This is a genomic window from uncultured Polaribacter sp., from assembly GCF_947503855.1.
Classification (GTDB): Bacteria; Bacteroidota; Bacteroidia; order Flavobacteriales; family Flavobacteriaceae; genus Polaribacter.
The window spans coordinates 105,873-129,228 of record NZ_CANNFF010000007.1 but is presented as its reverse complement, the minus strand read 5'-3'; the positions used below and the strand labels follow the sequence as shown (position 1 = coordinate 129,228).

The 23,356-nt window shown below is 28.9% G+C and carries 22 protein-coding genes; 12 read left to right on the top strand and 10 right to left on the bottom strand.

Annotation, left to right across the window (positions count from 1 at the left end):
- The first annotated feature begins 1 nt into the window (after window position 1).
- Together Q0662_RS07700 and Q0662_RS07695 are read left to right on the top strand one after the other, a co-directional pair.
- Window positions 2–598 (top strand): WbqC family protein, encoded by a 597-nt coding sequence (locus Q0662_RS07700; RefSeq protein WP_298948401.1) that lies wholly within the window; start codon window positions 2–4, stop codon window positions 596–598.
- A 20-nt stretch (window positions 599–618) separates the two neighbouring features.
- Window positions 619–930 (top strand): DUF6122 family protein, encoded by a 312-nt coding sequence (locus Q0662_RS07695; protein ID WP_298948399.1) that lies wholly within the window; start codon window positions 619–621, stop codon window positions 928–930.
- Here the strand turns inward: Q0662_RS07695 and Q0662_RS07690 are convergent.
- The 5 genes from Q0662_RS07690 to Q0662_RS07670 are packed head-to-tail and all read right to left on the bottom strand — an operon-like array spanning window position 921 to window position 7,606.
- A complete protein-coding gene (locus tag Q0662_RS07690; protein ID WP_298948398.1) occupies window positions 921–2,420 on the bottom strand; it encodes an oligosaccharide flippase family protein in 1,500 nt (499 codons plus the stop codon). The genes Q0662_RS07695 and Q0662_RS07690 overlap by 10 nt on opposite strands.
- 5 nt (window positions 2,421–2,425) lie before the next feature.
- Window positions 2,426–3,685, bottom strand: a complete 1,260-nt coding sequence (locus Q0662_RS07685) for a glycosyltransferase family 4 protein (protein ID WP_298948397.1) — start codon at window positions 3,683–3,685, stop codon at window positions 2,426–2,428.
- Window positions 3,682–4,872, bottom strand: a complete 1,191-nt coding sequence (locus Q0662_RS07680; protein ID WP_298948396.1) for a glycosyltransferase family 4 protein — start codon at window positions 4,870–4,872, stop codon at window positions 3,682–3,684. The genes Q0662_RS07685 and Q0662_RS07680 overlap by 4 nt, the downstream gene beginning before the upstream one ends.
- Window positions 4,869–7,310 carry a YfhO family protein gene (locus Q0662_RS07675; RefSeq protein ID WP_298948599.1) on the bottom strand — a complete coding sequence of 814 codons (2,442 nt, stop codon included), beginning with the start codon at window positions 7,308–7,310 and terminating at the stop codon, window positions 4,869–4,871. Before Q0662_RS07675 ends, Q0662_RS07680 begins: the two co-directional genes overlap by 4 nt.
- A 35-nt stretch (window positions 7,311–7,345) precedes the next feature.
- Window positions 7,346–7,606: a DUF4834 family protein gene (locus Q0662_RS07670; RefSeq protein WP_298948395.1), complete on the bottom strand. Its 261-nt coding sequence runs from the start codon at window positions 7,604–7,606 to the stop codon at window positions 7,346–7,348.
- A 176-nt stretch (window positions 7,607–7,782) separates the two neighbouring features.
- On the opposite strand from Q0662_RS07670, the gene Q0662_RS07665 reads away from it, so the two are divergent.
- The 9 genes from Q0662_RS07665 to Q0662_RS07625 all read left to right on the top strand — a co-directional run bounded on the left by Q0662_RS07665 (window position 7,783) and on the right by Q0662_RS07625 (window position 15,722).
- Complete coding sequence (locus tag Q0662_RS07665) at window positions 7,783–8,757, top strand: transporter (protein WP_298948394.1); 975 nt, start codon at window positions 7,783–7,785, stop codon at window positions 8,755–8,757.
- Window positions 8,758–8,873: 116 nt separating this feature from the next.
- Window positions 8,874–9,995, top strand: coding sequence for a GTP cyclohydrolase (locus tag Q0662_RS07660; RefSeq protein WP_298948393.1), 1,122 nt, complete (start codon window positions 8,874–8,876; stop codon window positions 9,993–9,995).
- 185 nt (window positions 9,996–10,180) lie between these two features.
- The gene (locus Q0662_RS07655) at window positions 10,181–10,891 is read left to right on the top strand and encodes a 16S rRNA (uracil(1498)-N(3))-methyltransferase (protein ID WP_298948392.1); all 711 of its coding nucleotides are present in this window, start codon (window positions 10,181–10,183) and stop codon (window positions 10,889–10,891) included.
- A gap of 86 nt (window positions 10,892–10,977) precedes the next feature.
- Window positions 10,978–11,886, top strand: coding sequence for a hypothetical protein (locus Q0662_RS07650; RefSeq protein ID WP_298948391.1), 909 nt, complete (start codon window positions 10,978–10,980; stop codon window positions 11,884–11,886).
- A complete protein-coding gene (locus Q0662_RS07645) occupies window positions 11,828–12,115 on the top strand; it encodes a helix-turn-helix domain-containing protein (protein ID WP_347186971.1) in 288 nt (95 codons plus the stop codon). The genes Q0662_RS07650 and Q0662_RS07645 overlap by 59 nt, the downstream gene beginning before the upstream one ends.
- 142 nt (window positions 12,116–12,257) lie before the next feature.
- Window positions 12,258–12,791: a DUF3575 domain-containing protein gene (locus tag Q0662_RS07640; protein ID WP_298948390.1), complete on the top strand. Its 534-nt coding sequence runs from the start codon at window positions 12,258–12,260 to the stop codon at window positions 12,789–12,791.
- A 204-nt stretch (window positions 12,792–12,995) separates the two neighbouring features.
- Complete coding sequence (locus tag Q0662_RS07635; RefSeq protein ID WP_298948389.1) at window positions 12,996–13,607, top strand: DUF4159 domain-containing protein; 612 nt, start codon at window positions 12,996–12,998, stop codon at window positions 13,605–13,607.
- Between the two features lie 111 nt (window positions 13,608–13,718).
- A complete protein-coding gene (locus Q0662_RS07630; RefSeq protein ID WP_298948388.1) occupies window positions 13,719–14,654 on the top strand; it encodes a bile acid:sodium symporter family protein in 936 nt (311 codons plus the stop codon).
- Window positions 14,655–14,669: 15 nt separating this feature from the next.
- Window positions 14,670–15,722: a lysophospholipid acyltransferase family protein gene (locus tag Q0662_RS07625; RefSeq protein ID WP_298948387.1), complete on the top strand. Its 1,053-nt coding sequence runs from the start codon at window positions 14,670–14,672 to the stop codon at window positions 15,720–15,722.
- A 128-nt stretch (window positions 15,723–15,850) separates the two neighbouring features.
- On the opposite strand, the gene Q0662_RS07620 is transcribed toward Q0662_RS07625, so the two are convergent.
- From Q0662_RS07620 to Q0662_RS07600, 5 genes are all read right to left on the bottom strand, one after another.
- Window positions 15,851–18,769 (bottom strand): glycoside hydrolase family 3 N-terminal domain-containing protein, encoded by a 2,919-nt coding sequence (locus tag Q0662_RS07620; protein WP_298948385.1) that lies wholly within the window; start codon window positions 18,767–18,769, stop codon window positions 15,851–15,853.
- Between the two features lie 233 nt (window positions 18,770–19,002).
- A complete protein-coding gene (locus tag Q0662_RS07615) occupies window positions 19,003–19,488 on the bottom strand; it encodes an ABC transporter ATPase (protein WP_298948384.1) in 486 nt (161 codons plus the stop codon).
- A gap of 45 nt (window positions 19,489–19,533) precedes the next feature.
- The gene (locus Q0662_RS07610; protein WP_298948383.1) at window positions 19,534–20,361 is read right to left on the bottom strand and encodes a 3'-5' exonuclease; all 828 of its coding nucleotides are present in this window, start codon (window positions 20,359–20,361) and stop codon (window positions 19,534–19,536) included.
- A gap of 88 nt (window positions 20,362–20,449) precedes the next feature.
- Window positions 20,450–21,487 (bottom strand): RluA family pseudouridine synthase, encoded by a 1,038-nt coding sequence (locus Q0662_RS07605; protein WP_298948382.1) that lies wholly within the window; start codon window positions 21,485–21,487, stop codon window positions 20,450–20,452.
- 51 nt (window positions 21,488–21,538) lie between these two features.
- On the bottom strand, window positions 21,539–22,096 hold the full coding sequence (locus Q0662_RS07600) for a PASTA domain-containing protein (RefSeq protein ID WP_298948381.1): 558 nt from the start codon (window positions 22,094–22,096) through the stop codon (window positions 21,539–21,541).
- A 91-nt stretch (window positions 22,097–22,187) separates the two neighbouring features.
- Here Q0662_RS07600 and Q0662_RS07595 point away from each other — a divergent pair, with 91 nt between their 5' ends.
- Window positions 22,188–23,165 carry a D-alanine--D-alanine ligase gene (locus Q0662_RS07595; protein WP_298948380.1) on the top strand — a complete coding sequence of 326 codons (978 nt, stop codon included), beginning with the start codon at window positions 22,188–22,190 and terminating at the stop codon, window positions 23,163–23,165.
- Window positions 23,166–23,356 lie beyond the last annotated feature (191 nt).

Below are 23,356 nucleotides of genomic sequence, written 5' to 3'. Positions count from 1 at the left end.
AATGGCGTTGTTTATTCCTACTTACTTCTCTCCTATTTCTCAATATACTGGAATGGCAGATAATAGAGCAATAACTTTTGAAGTAGAAGATAATTTTCAGAAACAAAGTTATAGGAATAGATGCTACATTTATAACACAAATGGCAAACAATTATTAAATATTCCTGTTAAACATCCTGTCACAAATGGCAGAAAAAAAACAAAAGACACACGTATAGAAAACAATGTGGCTTGGCAAGATCAACATTTAAAATCGTTAAAAACAGCTTACCATAACTCACCTTTTTTTGAGTTTTATATTGATGATTTGTTGCCCATATTTACCAAAGAATACAACTTTTTACAAGATTTAAATATCGATACTTTTTTATTTGTTAAAGATGCTATGCAATTAGACATTCAATTCCAGAAAACAAACACTTATGCAACTGAAAATATAAAGAATGATTTTCGGTTTTTAGCAGATGTAAAACATCAACCAGAAAACACTTTTAAGAAGTACATTCAAATGTTTGATGACAAACATGGCTTTATACCCAATTTATCTATTCTAGATTTAATTTTTATGGAAGGTCCTAATACATTAAGCTATCTATAAATAGGGCTTATTTTTAAAATATGATTGATTTAAAATTTACAATACATTACTCTTTACATTTTATTGCCCCTTTCTTAATAGCTTTTTTCTTTTTTAGAAAAAAATGGAAATTAGTGTTTCTTATATTTTTAGCTTCTATGTTGGTAGATGTAGATCATTTATTAGCAAATCCTATTTTTGATGAAAATAGATGTAGTATCAATTTTCACCCATTACATAGTTATATTGCTATTGGTGGTTACTTTATAGCCTTATTTTTTAAGAGAATTAGAATTTTAGCCATTGCTTTATTGTTTCATATGGCTACAGATTATTTAGATTGTTACTTATAAAATTTATAAAACTTCTGTAGTAAAGCATCAAACTCGTTAGATACTTTTAGTTTTAAAACTAAATAAACATACACCACCGTAATTAAAACTGTTTTAATTAAAATATTTATAATTGGTGTTATTGAAAAATTTTGTACTTCTATAGCAGGTAAATTAAAATCCCAAAAATAAAACCCTAAAAATAGCACCAAAATTATAAACACCATTTTTATAGATTTGGGTGTAAATGGTGTTATAGAAAATTTACGATGCACAAACCACAACTTAAAAGAGTTAAACAATAAAATTGTTAATAATGTTGCCAAGGCTAGACCATCTGTGCCAAATTCTAAATTAAAATAAAATAACTGATTTAATAGATACACACAAACAGACATACCTATAGCAATTGGCAAAGTAACTTTATAAAACTTAGAATTATTTATAATAGCTCCGTTACTACCTAAAAACATAGTGTATAATTTTGCTAAAGAAATCATTAAAACAACCAACTCACCACCTGCATATCCTTTTTCTGGCATTAATTTAAATAATTCCCTAACCCCACAATTCACTAATAAAAAAAACAAACCACCTACCAATAATAGATTAATAGAACTCTTTTTGTATAAACTTTCTACTTCTTTGGTATTAAATTCGTTTAAAGATTTAGAGGTTAAAGGTTGTAAAATTTGAGTCATAGCTCTACTGGGTGCTTCTATAAAAGAACCAATAAAAACAGCTACAGAATAATAAGCTGCTTTTTCTATGGTGTCTTTTCCAGGAATCATAATTTTATCAATATCTAATAAAATGGCACCTGCAGAACCTGCTAAAATGATATATAAAGAATATTTAATAATTTCTATAAAGTTTGCTGGGAGTTTAAAATAAAACTTCGGTAAATACATGTAAAATGCATAAAACATCATTACAAATGCTCTAAGAATATACGCAAACGTTAAGTACCAAATAAATTCTGTTTTAGCTATAAAACCAAAAAATACAGCCAATAGTAAAAACATTACTACTACTCTATTCCATAATTCTTTTAAAACATTCCCAAAAACTGTTTGTAGCTGAACTTTGGTCCAAGAATAAAAAAGCTCGAAATACGCACAAGCAATAGCAATTAAGTAAATGGAAAAAGTATAACTTTCTATAATTTCATTCTCTTTGGTTACGCTTCTCATAATCCAATCATGTGCATTATCCCACATAAAACCCAGAGGCAGCGCAATTAATAAGGGTAAAAAAATGACCGAAGATAAAAACTTGTCTTTTTCTTCTTTGCTATTATAAGATGAAAAAAACTTTACAATGGTATATTGAACACCAAATGCAGTTAAAGGCATTACCAAATTAGAAGCAGACAACAAAAAGGTTACCATACCGTAAAATTCAGATTTTAAAATTCTAGGATAAAAAACAATTGTATTGATACCCCCCACTAAAAATGCTCCATAAATAATTATGGTATTTCTAAAAGACTGTTTTAAAACAATGCCCATTTATTTTATAAATTTTTAATGATTGTTGCCAATTGTTGCGTTAACTCTTTTCTGTGATATTGATTGATATTTTTAGAAGAAACCTCTAAACTACCTGTTTTATATTGTTGATATAAGTGTAAAATTTCTACTTTTAATTTTACTGAATTATTAAAATCTGAAATTACACCAGCATTGGTTTCTTTTAAAATTGTTGCCAAATCCCCATCTTCTGGACCGATGGCTAAAATAGGTCTTTTTGCGGTTAAATATTCGAATAATTTACCAGTTAAAATTCCTTTATTATTTATTACATTGGGTATTAACAATAACAACACTTGCGCTTTCCTCTGAAATTCAATAGCTTTTTTATGAGAAACATATCCTGTAAAAGATGCGTTTTCTAATAAATTAGTATTTTCTATTTCTAATTTCACCTCATCAGCAATATCTCCAATAAAATTTAATTGTAAATCCTTTTTAAAATCTTTATTTTCTAGACAAAGTTGATTTAAAACACCAAATAAAACCTTTGGATTGCTTTGTTTGGGTAGCAAACCAATATAAGAAATGGTGAATTTTTTATCTAAAACGAAAGTATTTTCAGATAAAACCTCATCATCAAAACCATTGGTAATTACTTCTACGTTTTTTGCAATGGCAGCAAACTGCTTTTTTAAATGATTGCTAACAGTTACAACACAATCTGCATTTTTTAAAACTGAAGTTTCTAACTTCTTATTTTTATTTTTAGCAAATGATAATTGTTTAAAATCTTTATTGTAATACAAATCTGTCCAGGGATCTCTAAAATCTGCAATCCATTTTATGTTATTTTTTTGATGGATTTTTTTTGCAATTAAATGCATGCTGTGTGGTGGTCCTGTAGAAATAATTACATCAACCTTATGGTTATTTAAAAATCTTTGTAAAAATTTTACAGATTTTTTAACCCAAAACACTTTAGGATCTGGAATAAAAAAATTTCCTCTCACAAAAGATAAAAAACCTCCTTTACTCAAGTTAGAAATTCCTTTTTTTTGTTGCTTATTTTTTTTCCAAAAAAAGATATCTGTAGGTTGCCAAATAGGCTGTTTTAAAATATTTATATTTTTTGGAATTTCACTTTCTAAAGAGCTGTCTTGTTTTAGATAGTTGGCATTATCTACAGTATACACCACAGGTTCTATATCAAAATTTTGTAAATATTTTACAAATTTTAACCAACGTTGTACACCAGAACCACCAGCAGGTGGCCAATAATATGTAATTATTAATACTTTCAAGCTTGTAAGTTATCGTATAAATGTAGTAGTTTTTTTGAGGTTTGTTCCCAAGAAAATTCATCTTTTACAAATCGTTTTCCATTTTTACCCAAAACTACTCTTAATTTTTCATTTTTATAAAGCTCTAAAACTTTATTGGTAAAATCTGTAATATCTCTATCTGTATGTACCAAGCCCGCATTTACTTTTTCAATTAGCTTTTGTTGGGCTGTTGCATTACTTACCAGCAAAGGCTTTGCAAAACTCATATATTGAAATATTTTATTTGCGTAGGCAACATCGTGCTGTAAATTTCTATGTAAAGGAGAAATACAAATACTACTTGCTAAAATATAAGACTGAAATAAAGATACACTTTGCCAACCTTCAAAATCTACATAATCTGCAATTTCTATATCTCTAACTTGTTTTTTTAAAATAGTATCTGTGGTATTTTTACCAACAATTACCAACTTAATATTGGGTATGCTAATTTTTAAAGTGGCTAATGCTGCAATAGCAGTTTGTAAACCTCTTCTTAAATGGGTATCTCCCAAATACAGAAGCACAAAATTATTTTTATACTTTTCTAAAATACTTTGCTCTATTATATAATCTTTAAAAAAAGAAGTTCTAATTGTATTAGGTACTAAAATCAGTTTCTCTTTTTCTTTAGGCAATCTTATAGCCAATGTTTCTAAAAACTCTGGAGAAACTGAAATTACTTTATCTGCTTTACGTATAAACTCCTCTTCTTTAATTTTCCATTTTTTAGGAGAAATAATATACTTTCCAGGAAATTTCTGTAAATGTGGATACAATTTCATCACTTCTGGCATGTTGTCATGCAAATCTAAAACTACTGGTAAATTAAAATTTTTATTCGCTTTAAAAACAGCTTCTGCCACTTTAATATCGTGTATGTGTAATGCTTCAATATCATGGTTTTTTATAAAATTTTTAATCTTTTTTTTCATCAAAAAAGAATAAATAGGAATTGTATAGGCTAGAGCAGATAATTTGTATTCTAATTTGTTAGATGCATATCTTTTTATAAGAATTCCGTTAATAATTTCATCTTCTTGTTTTTTATTATATTTTAAACAAAAAAGAAAAACCTCATGTCCATTTTTAACTAAGGAAACCGCTTCATTTTCTACTCTTGGATCTGGAGGAAAAGAAGCATCTAAAATCATACCTATTCTCATAATTGTTTAGGCTTCTTCTTTTCTTTATAAAAAAACCATCCCAAACCCATCAAAATTAGCAAACCATAAGAAGAAAGTGATATTAATTTACCTTGTTGAATTACCTTTGGCTCGAATTTAAACTCTACAGTGTGTGTGCCTGCTGGTATTTTCATTCCTCGCAAAACATAATTTACTCGGTAATGTGGCACCAGTGTTTTATCTATGTAAGCAATCCAACCATCTTGGTAAAATATCTCTGAAAAAACAGCAAATTGAGGTTTTTGAGATTGCGTTTTATAGACCAAACTTGTCAAACTATATTTCTCTAAACTGATGGTTGCTGTAGTATCTTTTTGTAAAGAAAAATTGTTTTCTTTTTTAAGCTGATTGTAATCACTCTCTATAATTACAGCTGCTTTTTTAGTATCTAAGGAGTCTAATGCTTTTATTTCTTGATTGGCAGTCTTGGCAATTAATAAATTATCTACAAACCAAGCGTTTCCATTTGCATCTTGATTTATTTGCGGTTGCAAATTGCCTTCTTTATCTGGTATAATAAAATATTTGATATTTAACATGTTTAAAACTTGCATGTTATTTTTTGCAATTTGATACTCAAACAACTCGTTATAACGCCCTAACTTGGCTGCATGATAACCTCCGATAGAATTATGAAAATAAGATGTACTTCCATCATTCATAGGATCTACAGCAAAATTTAAAACTCTAAAATACTCTTTATCTTGCTGTATGGCTTTGTCTGCATTTGTAGCTACAAAAGGTTTTTTAATTTTTCTTGCAGATTTAAAATCGTCTGCATTTACGTAGTTTTTATCTACAGAAATCAAATCGAAAAGTAGTAAAACTAACAAGCCTAAAATTACAGGAACCTGCTTTATTTTTTCTTTTAATAAATACCATAAAAATCCTGCCGCAAAAAGCATCAAAACTAAAGAACGCATAGTATCTGTTAACAACATGGCTTTTCTATCTGCAATAACAGCTTCTAAAAACCCTGGTATTTCACTGTATTGTTGTGCATCTCTTAATCCTTCAAAAGTACCAATCATGTGTGCTAATAAAAAACCAGCAATAATTAATCCTCCAAAAGTGTAAACCGCTTTTCTAAGCGCTTCTTGTTTTTCCTTTTTAGCAATTTTAGAAGAAAAGAAAGCTTGTAACGCCAAAATTGCTAAAATTGGCACGCACAATTCTGCAATTACTTGTATAGAAGAAACTGCTCTAAATTTATTGTATAAAGGAACATAGTCAATAAAAAAGTGGGTAACTACTTCAAAATTTCTACCCCAACTTAAAATGATTGAAAATACAGTAGCAGCTACTAACCATTGTTTTAGTCTGCCTTTTACCAAGAAAAATCCTAAGAAAAATAAAAAGAAAAATACAGCTCCAATATATGCAGGTGCTTCTACAATGGGTTGATCTCCCCAATAGGTTAATACTTGTTTAGAATAATCATCTGCAGCTTTTTTACCCGCTTTCCCTTCAATAAATTGATAAAAATTAGAATTTTCTCCTAATTTTTCTACGGTTCCTCCCCCCATAAAACGTGGCACAAACAAATTAAAAGTTTCTAATTTTGAATAACTATATTGCGTTATATATGCTTTATCTAATCCTTTTGTAGCTTTTTTTGGAGTTCCATCTGGATTGATGGTTAATTCAGATTTACCTCTGGTAGAATGGTCTGAATATTCTTTCATTGCCATTAAACGTGGTGCATTTGCCCCCAGACCTAAAACAACTGCTGCTAAGATAACTGCTGCTTTTTTAATAAAAGAAGACAATACTTTTTCTTTTAAGGCGTATATAAATTCTACAATTCCTAAAATTAAAAGACAAAAACCTAAATAATAGGTCATTTGAATGTGGTTTGCATAAATTTCTAAAGCCATTGCCACCCCTGTTACTATAAAACCGAGTACAAATCGTTTTTGAAAAACCCATAAAACTCCTGCTAAAACCAAGGGCATATAAGCAATTGCATGTGCTTTTGCATTGTGTCCTGCTCCAAAAATTATAATTAAATAGGTAGAAAACCCAAAGCCTAAAGCTCCTAAAATTGCCAATCGCCAATTTACTTTTAAGGCCATCATCAATACAAAAAAACTTAAAAAATATAAAAAAGTATAATCTGCTGGTCTTGGTAAAAAACGTAATAATTTATCTAAGCTTCTTACAAAATCATTTGGGTAATATGCGCTTACAGAGTATGCAGGCATTCCACTAAAAGAAGCTGCTGTCCAAAAAGGTTCTGCATTATATTCTGCTCTGTAATCATTAATATCTTTTACCATACCTCTAAACTGAGTAATGTCTGATTGATTTAATTTTTGTCCTTTTAATACAGGATGAAAGTAAATTACAGACGCTACAGTAAATATTACAATGGCTAGTAAGTAAGGATATATCTTAGTAAATTTCAAAGCTTTTATTTTTTTTGATTAATGTATGAGTAAGAAAATAGTTACTAGTCTATTTCTTCAAAATCTACGTAATCTCCAACAGATTTGTTAGTTTCTTTATGGCTACCAGGTTTTTTATCAATAATTGTTTCACCATTTTTTACAGTAGATGATTGCTGTCTATGCTCTCCTTTAAATTGTTGTGCGGCTTTTTTCTGAATGGTTTCTGCGGCTTTTTTCATTAAAAAAGGGGCAAATAACCTTGCTAAAAATTTAAAAGCATAATAAAAGATGAGAATAAAAAAGATTGTTTTAAGTAAACCCATTTAAAAATATAATTAAAAATATATCAAAAATAACAATTTGAACACAATTGAAGCGTTATGAATCTATAAAACTTTCTTAAACCTAAAAAAGTAGGGTTTGCCTTTATAAAATAGCTTTTTTTACCCTATGTTTGTGTAACCTGTTAAACTTAATACATTAACTCTTTACAATACGTATGAACTTAAAAAAACCACAACTTACTCTTGTATTCTGTTTTTTGAGTTACCTTGCTGTAAATGCGCAGTATACAGATCTTATCAACTCTAACAAACCTGGTTTTTCTGAAAGCCCATATAGTGTTGGCTCAGGAGTTTATCAGTTTGAAAGTACTCTATTTTTTAGAAATACTACTATAGAACCCACCTTTTCTAGACCACAATCTTTGGGTTTCGATTTGCTTTTTAGAACTAGTTTTTTATCAGAAAACTTAGAATTAAACACACAATTAACTTATCAAAGAGATAAAGTTGCTTTTAAAAACATCTATACCTCTCATTATTTTACATCGGGTTTAAGCAGAGCTACTATTGGTGCAAAATATTTAGTATATCAACAAGAATACGAAGATAAATCAAAAGAAGTTAGAAGCTGGAAAAGAAGAAATGCTTTTGATAAAAAAAGATTAATACCTTCTGTAGCTATCTATTTAGGGATGAATACAGATTTTGTAAATGACATACACAAAACAGGAAACATTACCCCAAAAGTAGGTGTTTTATTACAACATAATTTAACTAGAGATTTTAATGTGATTACCAATGTTTTCTATGACAATATTAGGAGTGATTTTGCCGAATTTTCTTACATAATTACAGCAACACAAAACTTTAGCAACCAATGGTCTGCTTTTTTTGAAAACCAAACCGTTTTTCAAGAATATCAAAATAACATAAATCTTGGTGCAGGTTTTGCATATTTATATAATAGAAATTTACAGATTAATACTTCTGCAAGAATGTTGTTTGAGGGAAAAACTCAGGGTTTTTACGCTAGTTTAGGTGTTTCTTACAGAATAGATAAACACTATGATAATTTTAAAGAACTAGGTGACGATGGTTTAGAAATAAAAGACACCCCAATTGATAACTTCAACAAAAAACAAAATAGCTTTTTTAGTAAATTGTTTCGTGTATTTAAGAAGAAAAATTAAAATAGACGAACAAGACCTAAAAGAAATAGAAAAGAAATTAAAGAGCTAGAAGAAAAAATGAAAAAGGAAGAAAAGAAGAAGAAAAAAAAAGCAACAAATAGAAACTCTTTTTTGCAATGATTACAGTCAAAAAAATTACGACTAAAAAAGAAATGAAACAGTTTGTTACATTTCCTTTTTCACTCTACAAAAATAACAAATTTTGGGTACCTCCTATTATTAAAGACGAAGTTGATAACTTTGACCCTAATAAAAATCCTGTTTTTAAAAATGCAGATGCTCAGTTTTTTATCGCTTTAAAAGATGGTAAAATTGTGGGTAGAGTTGCAGCAATTATCAATTGGTTTGAAGTTGAAAAGCAACAAATAAAAAAAATGCGTTTTGGTTGGTTTGATGTAATTAATGATTTAGAAGTAACCAAAGCACTACTAAATAAAGTTAGCGAAATTGGTAAGCAACATAAACTTGAGTATTTAGAAGGTCCTGTTGGGTTTAATAATTTAGACAAAACTGGGGTTTTAATAGATGGTTTTAATCATTTAGGCACCATGATTACTTGGTACAACCACCCCTATTTTAAAGACCATTTAGAAGAATTAGGATTTGTAAAAGAAAAAGAATATTTAGAAAATAAATTTAAATTCGAAAAGGTAAATGCTACTTATTACAAGAGAATTAGCAATATTTTACAAAAAAGATTACAACTAAAAGCGTTAGATTTTACCAAAACAAAAGACATTTTACCTTATGTAGATGAAATGTTTAAAGTGTTTGACAAATCGTACTCTAAACTTTCCACATTTGTACCTATCTCTGACGCTCAGATTGAGTTTTTCAAGAAAAAATATATTAGTTTTATCAATCCAGAATACATAAAATTTGTAGTTGACAAAGAAGATAAATTAGTTGCTTTTGCTATTGTAATGCCTTCTTTTTCTAAAGCTTTACAGAAAGCGAAAGGAAAATTATTTCCCTTTGGATTGTTTCATTTATTAAATGCTAGAAAAAATGCAAAAGACGTTACTTTTTATTTAATTGGTGTAGATCCTGCTTATCAAAACAAAGGTGTTCATGCTATTATTTTTGACCAATACACAAAAACATTTGCAGAAAAAGGAATTGTAAATTGTATTAGAACCCCTGAATTAGAAGACAATGAAGCCATTAAAAAAATATGGGAAGATTTTGATCCTACAACTCATAAAAGAAGAAGAACCTATAGAAAAAGCATTCTTTAAATCAGTTGGGAGTTGGAAGATGAGAGTTAACAAATTTATTTTAGGTTAGCTTTTATTTAAATGCTTTAGATCGAGTGATTTCGATTTTTTATCGAAATTGTATCGAGAACAACTTTGAAACTAAAACATCAAAATCATTTTAAATACCTAACTTTGATTATTCAACTTTAAATTTAGAACCACTAGTGCAACTATTCTATAATTCAGACATTTCTACAGAAACACAACAAATTACGTTTGATAAAATTGAAAGCAAACACATTGTTCGTGTGTTACGAAAAAAAGAAGGCGATGTTTTAAAAATAACCAATGGAAAAGGTTTTTTGTTTGATGCCGAAATTAGTTTTGCAAACGATAAAAGATGTGCTGCCACGATTATAAAAAGCGAAGTAAAACCAAAGCCTTGGAATTATTTCTTACACATAGCTATTGCACCTACAAAAAATAATGATAGAACAGAGTGGTTTTTAGAAAAAGCCACAGAAATTGGTATTGATGAAATTACCCCCATTATTTGCAGCAACTCAGAAAGACGCATTGTAAAAACAGAACGTTTTGAAAAAATCATTCAGTCTGCCATGAAACAGTCTTTAAAATTCACCTTGCCAAAAATAAATGCTCCTGTAAAATTCAATGAGTTTATCAATCAAGGTTTTGACGGAAAAATTTGTATTGCACATTGTGAAGATCAAAATGATAAAAACCACTTAAAAAACGTCATCACCCCATCTGAAAAAACAACTATTTTAATTGGACCAGAAGGCGATTTCTCAACAAGTGAAATAAAAAAAGCGTTAGAAAAAAAATGCATTCCAATTTCTTTGGGCGAAAGTAGATTACGCACAGAAACTGCTGCTTTGGTAGCTGTTAATTTGGTTTCTTTTATGAATGAATAATTGATAGTAATAATTATAAGAAACTACTTAGAATAAAATTTTTTCACCTCTTTCAATTTCATTTACTATCTTACTTCAAAAAATCAATGTCTGTTAAAGAAATTTTCAACCTCTTTTTATTAGTAAGTGCCTTACACGGTTTTTTATTTTGTACAATCATCTTATTTTCTAAAAATAGGAAAGAAAAAAGCATGTTGTTTATCAATTTATTAGTGCTAATCATTTCTTTAAACAACATACAATCTTGGATTCTTGCCAAAAACTTTTTCATCGAATATTTCTTTTTAGATTATGTACATATTCCTTGGCATTTTTTAATTGCACCATTTTTTTACATGTTTTTAATACACTATTTAGAAATAGAAAAACGGAGTAAAAACTTATTAAAAATTATACTTCCTATTTTTGTAATCATCATATGTATTAGAATTGGTTTTGTATCTTTTTTTAGTGATAAAAACACAGCAGATATAGCTTATTTATTTGAAAAATATACGTCTATAGAAGAAATTTTCTCATTAATTGTTTCGTTAATTATTTTTGCATATTCTTTTCAGATTTTATCTAAAAAAGAGCAATTATTTACCAAAATACTGTCTTTTGATAATTTAAAATGGATATACACATTCTTTAAATTAGGCTTATTAACTTATATTTTTTGGATTATTGCTTTGGCAATTACTGTAGCTTTAGATTTTAAAGAATTTATTTATTCATATTATCCCTTGCGAGTTTTAACAACTGTTTTAATTTATTGGATTGGTTACCAAGCCATCATACAGCTAAGGCTTTTAAAAGAACGTAAACACTTGCGTAAAAAATTAAATTTTGCTCCTGTTGCTGAAGAACCTTTAAACAGTGGAGAAGAAAAAGACGGAGATAAAAAAATATTGTTCGATAAAATTGAAGCTTTGATTCAAGAAAAAAAAACTATTTATAGAGCCAAAATTAAACGTAGAGTTTTTAGCAAAAGAAGTAGATGTAAGTGCTTATAAATTATCGAACACCATTAAATTATTTTCTGGTAAAAACCTAAACGATTATTTAAATGAGCTCAGAATTGATTTGGCAAAAGAACTACTAATACACGAAGAATATAAAAACTACACCATTACATCTATTGGTTTAGAGTCTGGTTTCAATTCTAAATCTACCTTTTATGCCACGTTTAAAAAACATACAGGTTTTACACCTGCAGCATATCAAAAATCTTTTAAAAAATAAAAGCAACTTCATATTGGCATTTTAAAATTTAAAATGAGTCCGATATTTTACAAATGAGTCCAGAATTTTCTAAAACTAAGAAATTCTGGACTCTTGTTTTTTAACAAACTATAATTTTGGAAACAACTTTAAAACATTTGTTATGAAACATTTTATTTTATTATTTGCTTTTATTTTAGGTATAAATTCTTACTCCCAAGAACAAAAATCTTATACAAATTTTACAAGTAAAAATGAGCTAAAATTAAATGTAGCTTATTTAATTGCTGGTTATCCAGAAATACTTTTTGAACGAGTATTAACGTCAGAAACTTCTTTAGGGATATCATTAAGTTTTGCTATAGATAATAAATCTAATGAAGAAGAAAACAATGCTTATAACTTTAGTTTAATACCCTATTATAGAGTTTATTTTGGAGAAAAACCAAAGGCAGGATTTTTTGTTGAAGCTAATCTAACAATTTATTCTCAGAAAAAAACTGCGGGCGATATATTTAGTTCAGAAAAAAAAGGTGGTACTGGTTTTGGCATAGGTTTTAATGTGGGTAAAAAATACAGAACAAAAAATGGTTGGATTGGTGAATTTTCTTTTGGTGTAAGTAGAACATTAGTAAATTCTGATAAAGTAAATCTACTTTACCCAAGAGCTGGTATTATAATCGGAAAATTATTTTAAACACATAATAATATTTGAAAAAGGAAAATTGTCTTCCAGAAAAAGTGTCATTAAAGATTTTAATGGCGTTTTTTTATTCTCAGAATTAGAATCACTATCTTGCTTATCTTTTAACAAAATGTTAGTTCAAGTAATTTCGTTTTCATAGAAATTTTATCGAGAACTCTTTATTATATGAAATATATTTTTACATTTTTTCTTTGTATGCTATTGCTACAATCTAACGCACAAGATGTTGCCATTTTAAAATACAATGGTGGTGGAGATTGGTACAGCAACCCAACTGCTATACCTAATTTAGTGCAATTTGCCAATACAAATATTAAAACCAGTATTTCTAAAAACCCACAAACCGTAGCTGTTGGTAGTGAAGATATTTTTAATTTCCCTATGCTTTTTATGACAGGTCATGGAAATGTATTTTTTACAGATAATGAAGCAGAAAACCTAAGAAATTATTTAATTTCTGGTGGATTTTTACACATTTCAGACAATTATGGTTTGGATAAATTTATTAGAAACGAAATGAAAAAAGTATTTCCAAAACTAGTATTTAAAGAAATACCAAGCAATCATTCTATATACAATCAAACATTTAAATTCCCAAATGGTATCCCAAAAATACACGAACACGATAAAAAACCTGCACAAGGTTTTGGTATTTTTCACGAAGGTAGATTGGTTGTTTTTTACGATTATGAAACCGATTTAAGTGATGGTTGGGAAGATAAAATTATACACAACAATCCTAAAAATGTAAGAGAAAAAGCTTTAAAAATGGGTGCAAATATTATAGAGTTTGCTTTTAAGAATTAGGTTTTGTCTGGTGGATTTTGGTAACAATAAAAAATTAGAGCAATTTAATTAAAACTCACAAAAATCAACAACTTTGAAACTTTGAAACTTTGAAACTTTGAAACTAAAAATATGCAAAACCCAATAGATATAGATTCCATAAAAATAAATTTTGATACCAGTGGTTTATGGGTATTAAATATTGCTATTGCTATTATTATGTTTGGGGTAGCTCTGGGTATTTCTATTGATGATTTTAAACGTCTTTTTAAAAACCCTAAAATTCTTTTTGTTGGGGTTTTATCGCAATTTGTTTTATTACCTGCATTTACTTTTATAGCAATTTTAATTATAAAACCTCATCCAAGTTTTGCTTTGGGCATGATGATGATTGCTGCTTGCCCTGGAGGAAATGTGTCTAATTTTTTCAGCAAAATGTCTGGTGGTAATGCTGCTTTATCTGTAAGCTTAACAGCTTTTGCAACCTTAATTTGCATTTTTATGACTCCTTTTAATTTACAATTTTGGGGCAGTTTGTACGAGCCTACAAATGCTATTTTGCAGACTGTAGAATTAAATTGGGTAGATCTATTAAAACTGGTTTCTTTAATTTTAGGGATTCCCTTATTTTTTGGAATGCTGATTAATCATTACCACAGTATAATGGCAAACAAAATAGAAAAAGTGCTTAAACCACTTTCTATGTTAGTTTTTATTGCATTAATTTTTATTGCATTTTCTCAAAATTTAGATGTATTTGTTAATCATATACATCATGTAGTTTACTTAGTGGTACTTCACAATATTTTTGCTTTTATTTTAGGTTTTTATACTGCAAAAAGCTTTGGCTTAAATAAAAAAGATACCAAAACTATAGCTATGGAAACTGGCATACAAAATGGTGGTTTGGGTTTACTTTTAATATTTGGCTTTTTTGATGGTTTAGGTGGCATGGCTTTATTAGCTGCTTTTTGGGGAATTTGGGATGTGTTTTCTGGAATGGCATTGGCTACTTTTTGGGGAAGAAAAAAAGAGAAAAACACCATAGTAAAAGACAAAATTACATAAAATTAAAAATACATTGTGAAAGCTATTTGGTATTTCTTATGGAAATGTTTTTTAAAAACAAATTTATTTTTTTACTCCAAAAAAATAAAGGTAAATGGTCTAAAAAATATCCCTACAAAAGGAGCTATATTGTTTATGGCAAACCACCCAAATGGTTTGATAGACCCTTTATTTATAACTACAAACAACCCTAGAACCAATCACTTCTTAGTTAGAGCTGCCGTCTTTAAAAAACCATTGATTAAAAAGTTTTTAAGTACTTTAAATCTAATGCCAATATACAGAATTAGAGATGGTATAAAAGAATTAGAAAAAAATAAAGCTATTTTTAACGATTGTTTCGAGATTTTTAAACGAGAAGAAACCCTTTTAATTTTTCCAGAAGGCAGCCATAATAGTAGAAGAACAATTAGACCATTAAGCAAAGGTTTTACCAGAATTGTTTTTGGTGCTTTAGAAAAATACCCTGATTTAAAAATTACCATAATTCCTGTAGGGATTACTTACCAAAATACAACAAATTACCCAAGTAAAGTAGCTATAAATTATGGCGAACCCATACTTGCAAATTCATTTTTAGAAAAAGACGAATTAACAACTGCTATTATAAAAATTAAAAATTCAGTAAGTGCACAACTAAAAAAATTGACTGTACATATTGCTAATGATGAAGATTATGCATATAAATTAGAACTACTAAACAAGGGGCAAGTAGATTTTACAGAGGTTGATAAGATTAACAAACTATTAGAAAACAAAGAACTCCCAACAGCAAAAGAAGTTAACAAAAATAAGTTTCAACTTTTATATTTTATTTTAATATTAAATAATTTGATTCCTTTTTTAATTTGGAAACAAGTTTCTAAAAAAATAGATGAAGTTGAATTTATAGATACTTTTCGTTTTGCTGTAAGTGCAGTTTGTGTTCCTATTTTTTTAGGTTTACAAACTGGTTTGATTTCTTATTTTTATGGTGCAAAAATTGCTTTTTGTTATACAATTCTTTCTTTATCAATTATTTTAGCATATACTAAACTAGTGCCTACAAATACAAAAAGTAATTCTTAAAATTAGTTAATTAGCAAACCTGTTAATCCAGAATGAACGTTTTCATCAAGATCAATACAAACTCTTTATTGGAGCTCTTTTTTATGCTAAATTAAATTCAACAAAAAAATGACTGTAAAAAAGGAAGACTAGTCAACAATGGCATCTTGAATAACTTCTTGAATCTTTGTGCGCATGTTGCTTTTAAGCAAACCTATATTTTCCATATTTGGATATACTCTGTTAGATAAAAACACATATACCAAACCACTTTTGGGGTCTGCCCAAGTGTAAGTTCCTGTAAATCCAGAATGACCAAAACTTTCTTCGGAAACACAACCACAAGTAGCTTTTACATCTGGATTTAGCTGCGGTTTATCAAAACCTAAACCTCTTCTAACTTTTTTATCAGAATAATATCTACGGTTAAATTTATCTATAGTTTCTGATTTTAAATAGCGTTTGCCTCCATAAAAACCTTTTTGCAAATACATTTGCATAATTTTACCAACATCGTTTGCATTGGCAAATAAACCCGCATGACCGCCTACACCACCTAACATAGCTGCTCCCATATCATGTACATAACCTTGTAAAAGTTGTTTTCTGAAATAGGTATCTATCTCTGTAGGTACAATTTGGTTTTTAGTAAATTTTTTAAGTGGTAAATAGGTGGTTCTATCTGCTCCTAAAGATTTGTAAAACTCGTCATCTACTAACTTATCTAACGGTTTTTGGTATTTTGCTTCTAAGGCTTCTTTAAATAAGTAGTAACCTAAATCACTATATTTATAGCCTTCGCTATCTCTTTGATCTACCTTTTTTATGTGTTTATAAATGCTGTCTTTGTAGTGTTTGTTTAAAAACAGATTTTCTGCAACTTTTATATTATAGATATTCGATTTCTTTTTTCTATAAAATACAGATAAATTTTTATGAGAAATACTGTCTTGTGTCTCCAAATAAAAAGGAATCCAGGCTTTTAAACGCCCAAAGTGCGATAGAATTTCTTTTACAGTAACTGTGTCTTTATTTGAGTTAGAAAAACTTGGTAAAATATCTCTTAAACTTGCAGATAATGATATTTTTTTTTCTTCTTCTGCTTTCATTATTAAGGGCAAAGAAGCTAAAATTTTTGTTAGTGAAGCCAAGTCATAAACATCTGTATTTTTTACTTTTATTTTTTTATCATGTGTATGATAGCCATAGCTTTTTTCTAACACAACTTTTCCATTTCTTGCTACAAAAACCTGAAAACCTGGTGCCATTTTTTCATCCATAATGGTATCAGCAATTTTGTCTATGAGTACTAATTTTTTAGATGACATACCTACTGCTTCTGGTATTGTATATTCAAACCTACTTAAATTAGATGTTGTAATTCCAAAACCTTCTTTAAAATTATCTCCAATAGAAACTGGTAATTTTCCATTTGCTTCAAAAGCACCAAATAACATTTGAGCAGAAAGCTCTTGTGCCAATTTACTATTTTGGTAAGATACAACAACCCCCTCTATATTCTTAAAACTTTTTATTTGCAACAAACTATATGGGCTTGTAAAAACATCTAAAACCACCTTTTTTTTTCTTGCAATTTCTTGCAACCAAACCAGATCTTTATTAGAAAACTTATAACTTTTCCAAGGATGTAAATTAGATTTATGAAAACCAATAATTACGTAATTATAAGGTTTTAGCTTCTTTATAATTCCGTTTAAATTTTTATCAGAAACAACCTCTACTTTTGTGTAATTTTTAAGCATGTTTACAAAAGCATTGTTTTCTGCATCACCCAATTTTACATAAGCAATTTTCTTATTTTCTAAGGTTCTTACAGGAAGGCTTAAGTCGTTATTTTTTACAACGGTTAATGAGTTTTTCACCAATTCTCTATGCAACAACTCATCTTCTACCCTATTTAAATCTTCTTGTAAATGATCTAACACAATGGGCTTGTAATTGTGTAAACCTGCCCAATATTTTGCTTTTAAAATTTTTCTTACAGAAAAATCTAAATGTTCTTCTGTTAACGTATGCATTTTTAAAGCTGTTTTAATTAAAGAAACAGATGCTGGTACATCTTGCGGAATTAACAATAAGTCGTTACCTGCTTGTATGGCTGCCAAATCTATTTCTGCAGAAGTTGCATAGTTGGTAGCGCCTTTCATATTTAAACCATCTGTAATAATTAGACCTTGAAAACCAAGTTGCTGTTGCAATAAATTTGTTACAACACTTTTAGATAAAGAGGTGGGTAAATTAGCATCGCTTTCTAAACTAGGTATGTTTAAATGGGCTGTCATTACACTTGCCAAACCAACATCAAACGTTTTTTTGTAAGGGTATAATTCTATGGAATCTAAACGCGCCAAATCAAAATTTAAAACTGGTAATGTGTGATGCGAATCTGCAGCAGTATCTCCATGTCCAGGAAAATGTTTTCCGTTTGCTAAAACACCTTCACTTTGCATACCTTTTATAAAAGCAATAGCTTTTTGAGTGACGTTTTTTTTGCTTTCTCCAAAAGATCTGTTACCAATTATTGGGTTTTCTGGATTTACATTAATATCTATAACAGGCGCAAAATTTACGTGAATGCCTAATCTTTTTGCATGTTGCCCTAAATGCTTTCCAAATTGTTCAATTAAAGCATCATTTTTAATAGCACCTAAAGTCATGTTCCAAGGAAAACGATATGTGCTATCTAAACGCATATCTAAACCCCACTCACCATCAAAACCAATTAGCAAAGGTACTTTTGCTGTATCTTGATATTTATTATTTAATTGGGCTTGTTTTTGTGGTGTTCCTTGCATAAAAATCAAACTACCCACATGATATTTTGCAATCATTTCTGTAATAAACTCTTCGTGCTTTTTATCTAAATTAGAATAAGCTTGCACCATAAAAAGTTGGCCAATTTTTTCATCAATAGACATCGTACTCATAATACTATCTACCCAAACATTTTGCGCATCAAAATCTTTAGTTCTTAAAGGATCTAATCTTTGTGCGTTTAAGTTGTAAGCAAATACAATAAGTATAAAAAGAAGTATATTTTTTTTCATTTTAATTTTTACAAATGTTTTATTGGGCGTTTTAACAGGCTTTCCATTATATCTTTTTTTTTTGATTCCCAAAACGTCATTGCTAGTTTACAAAGCAATCTCATTTTAGAGAAAGAAATTACTTCATTCGTTCCTCATTCGTAACAACGCTTATTTAACAATTAAAAAAAAGGATGCCATTTCAATCCTTAACGCAACTTGTTTGGCAGTGTATGTTTTTTTTAAATCAATTGTTATACCAAAAAACGCTTGTGCCAACTATTTTTTGCGGGTATTTCCCAATTGTTTTCTAAGTCTTCTTTGGTATTTACCATATTATTAAAAACAATGGTTTCTGCAGTTACCTTTTCATCTTTAGCATATTTTTGAAAGTCTGCTAATTTTACCAAGTTAATATGATTATTATCTTTAAAAGTAACATTCATTTTATCCATTAAATCTATATTTAGCTCATTTTCTAATTGTTGCACAAAACGAACAGAACTATCTATAGAACAGCCAGAAACATTGTTAAAACTCTCATCTACAGCCAATATTAAAAATTGATTGTATTTAATAGTAAAAGAGCCTTTTAAGTCATCTCCATGACGTGTCCAACTATTTATAAACGCCTCTGCTTGCTCAGAAATTATTGCTATTTCTTTCACTGTAAATTCTCTGTCTGCTTGGTAAATCCAAACTCTAGAGTTATTTGGTAAATTTTTATAATCTGTAAACATGTTTTTTAATTATAGATGCCTAACTAAGTAAGAATAACAATTGCATTATTTTAAATTAAATTTTTGTTGCAATGCTTGTAATTTTTCTTCGTCTGTCATTGTATTTTTTGGAGCAGACATACGTTCTTTGATTTCTCTTAAAACCTTTTTAGTATATAAAGGAAAATCTGCATTCTGAATCCAATTATTATAACCAGGATTTTCTTTTAAAACCTCTTCTACGGTTCTGCCTTTGTATTTTCCAAAAGAAAAAATTTCTTGTTTGTCTTCATTCATCAAAATAAAACCTGCAAAATCTGCTCTTTCTCCATGGGTAGAGTATTCACTTAAGGCGTCCACTGAATTCTCTATATCATCGTACTTATCTAATTGGGCTAACAAAATCTCGTATGTAGCATTGGTATCTGCTTCTGCACCATGCGCTCCTTCTAATTCTTTACCACAATAAAATTGATAACCAGCACTTAAAGTTCTTTGTTCTTTTTTATGAAAAATAACCTGCACATCTATGGCTTTTCTGTTTTTCATGTCAAAATCTATACCTGAACGCATTAATTCTTCCGCCAACAAAGGAATATCAAATCTGTTTGAATTAAAACCGGCTAAATCGCAACCTTCAATCATTTTATTAATCGCTGGGGCCAATTCTTTAAATGTAGGTTCTGTAACTACTTTTTCGTTTGTAATACCATGAACATCTGTGGCGCCTTGTGGTATTTCAATTTCTGGATTTACCAACCACGTTTTACTTTCTTTATTTCCGTTTGGAAAAACTTTTAGAATTGCAATTTCTACAATTCTGTCTGTTGCTATGTTAACACCTGTTGTTTCTAAATCGAAAAATACAATAGGTTTTTCTAGTTTTAAATTCATATATTATTGTGAAACCTACTAAAACAGGTTTTTTTAATTTGATAATTATTTATGTTTAATTCTTTTTCTAGTTGCACTTTAGATTCCTTTATTCTATTTCTTCTTTAGAATGCTCTGAGTACGTTCGCCATTTTTCTAGACAGTTTTGGATGTCTTCTGGCACTTCTGAGTTGAATTGTAAAAACTCTCCTGTTGTTGGATGCGTAAATCCTAATGTTTTTGCGTGTAAAGCTTGTCTTGGCAATACTTTAAAGCAATTTTGAACAAACTGTTTGTATTTGGTAAATGTGGTTCCTTTTAAAATATCATTTCCTCCATAACGTTCATCATTAAAAAGTGTATGACCAATATGTTTAAAATGGGCTCTTATTTGATGTGTTCTACCAGTTTCTAATTTACATTGTACTAAAGTTACATAGGTTAAGCGTTCTAAAACCTTAAAATGTGTAACTGCGTGTTTCCCAAAATCACCATCAGGAAAAACTGCCATTTGTAACCTATTTTTTAAGCTTCTACCAATATTGCCTTCAATAGTTCCTTCATCTTCTTCTATATTACCCCAAACCAAAGCGTAATACAAACGCTCTGTAGTTCTATCAAAAAATTGTTTTGATAAATGTGCCATAGCAAATTCGGTTTTGGCTACTACTAATAAACCACTTGTATCTTTGTCTATTCTATGCACCAAACCTGGACGTTCATTAGAGTTTGTTGGTAAGTTCTCTATGTGATAAATTAAGCCATTTACCAAAGTTCCTGAATAATTTCCGTGTCCTGGATGCACTACCATTCCTGCTGGTTTGTTTACTACTATTACTGCATCATCTTCGTAAAAAATGTCTAAATGAATATTTTCTGCAACCAATAAATTTTCTGCTGGTGGATAGGCCAAAACAACTCTAACTATATCTTTAGGTTTTACTTTATAATTGGATTTTACAGCAACATCATTAACTAAAACATTACCCGCTTTTGCAGCTTGTTGCACTTTATTTCTGGTTGCATTTTCTACAAAGTTCATTAAAAATTTATCTACACGTAAAGGCTCTTGTCCTTCACCTGCAACAAATTTGTAATGCTCATATAAATCGTCGTTTTCTAAATCTTGATTTTTTTCTTCCTGCAAAATGCTATCTTTCTTAAAAAATTAATACTCCTTTCAACTTCTCACTCTCAACTAATTCCCTTTTCCATCACCTAAAACCAAATCTACCACAGAGTTTAGAGGTAATTTGTCGCCTTCATGTAAAATTTTATCATTGTATCTTAAACCACGAACTACATCTTTACCAATATCATTTACATAGGTATAGTTTGTATCTACTTTTAAACCCATTGCCCTTAGCTGAGAACTAGCCTGTCTTTTTGTACGACCATTTAAATCTGGTATGGTAATATCTTTATATTTAGACGGATTTAAAGTCAAATAAATTTTACGCTTTTCTTTTACAAAATCTCCCGCTTCTGGGGTTTGCTCTATCACAGTTTTTTTTGGGTAATCTGGGTTATAACTTGCGCTATCAATCACTCTACTATCTAAATTTAATTCTTTTAACTTTCTATTTACTTCTTCTAAAGAAAGTTTTTGTAAGTCTGGAACCTGTATTTTTTGATCGTGATTTGTAGTAACTCCCAACCAAAATTTTAGGCCAAAAACAAACAATAATAAAACAATAATAGCTATTGCTATTTGAACAAAAAAAGTTTTACTTTTTAAAAATTGAACCAAACTCATAATCATTTTTTTTATCACACAAATATATAAAAACTAAACGTTGCTGTTTCTATTTATATTTTGATAAATTTGTTTTATTATTTTTATATAAATGAAACAAAACATTGCCATTGTAATGGGTGGTTATTCATCCGAAAAACAGATTTCTCTAAAAAGTGGAAATGTGGTTTACAACCATCTAAATAAGTTGAAATACAATATTTTTCGTGTTTTAATTTTACAAGAAAAATGGGTTGCTTTAGACGATTCTGAAAATGAATACCCTATCGATAAAAACGATTTTTCTTTTATCATTAACCAGAAAAAAATAATTTTTAATTGTGTTTTTAATGCAATTCATGGTGCACCTGGAGAAAATGGGCTATTATTAGCGTATTTTAAGCTCATCAATTTAAAACATACTTCTGCCCCATTTTATCAAATGGCACTAACTTTTAATAAAAGAGATACGTTAAGTGCAGTAAAAGCATATGGTATAAAAACAGCAATGTCTATTTATTTAAATAAGGGAGATGAAATTCAACTTGATAAAATTATTAACAAAGTTGGCTTACCTTGTTTTATAAAACCAAATAATGCCGGCTCTAGTTACGGAATCTCGAAAGCACACAAAAAAGAGGACATTGTACCTGCAATAGAAGTTGCTTACAAAGAAGATAATGAGATTTTAATTGAATCTTTTTTAAACGGTACAGAAGTTTCTGTGGGAGTGATACAATATAAAGGAGAAACCAAAGTATTGCCTATTACAGAAATTGTTTCAGAAAATGATTTCTTTGATTACGAGGCTAAATACGAAGGAAAATCAAAAGAAATTACACCAGCTAGAATTACCAAAACACAACAAAAAAAGGTAGAAAAAATAGCCAAAAAAGTGTATAAAGTTTTAAATATGACTGGTTTTTCTAGATCGGAATATATTTTTGTAAATGATGAACCTTACTTTATAGAAATGAATACTGTACCAGGTTTAACAGAAGAAAGTATTTTACCACAACAAGCAAAAGTTGCAGGTATTTCTTTATCAGAATTATTTGAAAATTCGATTGAAGAAGCTTTAAAAAATTAGAAACAGGATCTTTTTTGAAATAAGAAACAGGAGATATCCTTGATGGAAATGAAACAAAATATTTTGAGTCATGATAAAAGAGACAGAAAAATTAATATCAATTAATGAATAAAACAGTTTTTGAAAAGAGAATTCAAAAATTGCAACAAAAAACATCTAATTTTACAGATAAATTAGATATCTAAACTTAT

What these genes read in the sequence shown, in the direction of transcription:
- Q0662_RS07670 (WP_298948395.1), bottom strand. Translation starts at nt 7,606, where the DNA reads ATGGGTTTACTTAAAACAATCTTTTTTATTCTCATCTTTTATTATGCT.
- Q0662_RS07615 (WP_298948384.1), bottom strand. Translation starts at nt 19,488, where the DNA reads ATGTTTACAGATTATAAAAATTTACCAAATAACTCTAGAGTTTGGATT.
- Q0662_RS07610 (WP_298948383.1), bottom strand. Translation starts at nt 20,361, where the DNA reads ATGAATTTAAAACTAGAAAAACCTATTGTATTTTTCGATTTAGAAACA.
- Q0662_RS07690 (WP_298948398.1), bottom strand. Translation starts at nt 2,420, where the DNA reads ATGGGCATTGTTTTAAAACAGTCTTTTAGAAATACCATAATTATTTAT.
- Q0662_RS07650 (WP_298948391.1), top strand. Translation starts at nt 10,978, where the DNA reads ATGTCTGTTAAAGAAATTTTCAACCTCTTTTTATTAGTAAGTGCCTTA.
- Q0662_RS07600 (WP_298948381.1), bottom strand. Translation starts at nt 22,096, where the DNA reads ATGAGTTTGGTTCAATTTTTAAAAAGTAAAACTTTTTTTGTTCAAATA.
- Q0662_RS07665 (WP_298948394.1), top strand. Translation starts at nt 7,783, where the DNA reads ATGAACTTAAAAAAACCACAACTTACTCTTGTATTCTGTTTTTTGAGT.
- Q0662_RS07680 (WP_298948396.1), bottom strand. Translation starts at nt 4,872, where the DNA reads ATGAGAATAGGTATGATTTTAGATGCTTCTTTTCCTCCAGATCCAAGA.
- Q0662_RS07630 (WP_298948388.1), top strand. Translation starts at nt 13,719, where the DNA reads ATGCAAAACCCAATAGATATAGATTCCATAAAAATAAATTTTGATACC.
- Q0662_RS07660 (WP_298948393.1), top strand. Translation starts at nt 8,874, where the DNA reads ATGATTACAGTCAAAAAAATTACGACTAAAAAAGAAATGAAACAGTTT.
- Q0662_RS07635 (WP_298948389.1), top strand. Translation starts at nt 12,996, where the DNA reads ATGCTATTGCTACAATCTAACGCACAAGATGTTGCCATTTTAAAATAC.
- Q0662_RS07620 (WP_298948385.1), bottom strand. Translation starts at nt 18,769, where the DNA reads ATGAAAAAAAATATACTTCTTTTTATACTTATTGTATTTGCTTACAAC.
- Q0662_RS07700 (WP_298948401.1), top strand. Translation starts at nt 2, where the DNA reads ATGGCGTTGTTTATTCCTACTTACTTCTCTCCTATTTCTCAATATACT.
- Q0662_RS07695 (WP_298948399.1), top strand. Translation starts at nt 619, where the DNA reads ATGATTGATTTAAAATTTACAATACATTACTCTTTACATTTTATTGCC.
- Q0662_RS07595 (WP_298948380.1), top strand. Translation starts at nt 22,188, where the DNA reads ATGAAACAAAACATTGCCATTGTAATGGGTGGTTATTCATCCGAAAAA.
- Q0662_RS07640 (WP_298948390.1), top strand. Translation starts at nt 12,258, where the DNA reads ATGAAACATTTTATTTTATTATTTGCTTTTATTTTAGGTATAAATTCT.